Consider the following 777-nt stretch of genomic DNA (forward strand, 5'->3'; position numbering starts at 1 on the left):
CATTCCTTTGTTTTGTTTTACATCTTTCAAAAGCAAAGCAATTTATAGACCATATGCAAAAGAAGGGAATTATCGACTTGTATGATTAAATTACATACAAATCAATCGATTATGCTGGCCAATTTAGTGCAACGCGATCACCAATATGGTGCATCACCAAAAATCTCATCCTAAATTAGTAAGAAAAAACAACTCAAAGATTGGAATATTGATTCCATTTTTATGCCGAATAAATGTCATTTAATGGATTAACTTCACAGCTAACTTATGTAGATTTTATTTGTATTGATTAGCATCAAACCATATTGAATTTTAATTGGTTAAAAAATGACTGACGTCAATTTATTGATAAGGCATAATTTTGACACCTATAAGATAATACGCGCCTTATAAAACTATAAATTCTTATAACAAATACAAGGCAGTACGTAATGAACAATCATGATGAACGAGTTCGCTTTTCAGATACGGATAGTCTTATTTCGACCACCACGCCAGAAAGTAATATTACTTATTGTAATGAAGACTTTTACCACGTTGCTGGCTACAACGAACAAGAGTTGTTAGGCCAACCTCACAACCTTATTCGCCACCAAGACATGCCCAAAGCAGCATTCGCTCAGCTTTGGGAGTACATCCAATCGGGGAACAGTTGGATGGGTTTGGTGAAGAACAAGTGTAAGGACAAAGGCCACTATTGGGTCTCTGCATTTGTTACACCCATTCGAAATTCGGATGGCTCCGTTCACGAATACCAATCGGTGAGAACACAACCCA

The 777-nt window shown here is 36.2% G+C and carries 1 protein-coding gene; it reads left to right on the forward strand.

Going from position 1 to position 777, the window contains the following annotated elements; all coding sequences use genetic code 11:
• Nucleotides 1–431: 431 nt before the first annotated feature.
• A partial coding sequence (locus tag KIV40_RS32755; RefSeq protein WP_285353543.1) for a PAS domain-containing protein occupies nt 432–777 on the forward strand: 346 nt, incomplete at its 3' end.

Source organism: Vibrio sp. D173a (assembly GCF_030248475.1).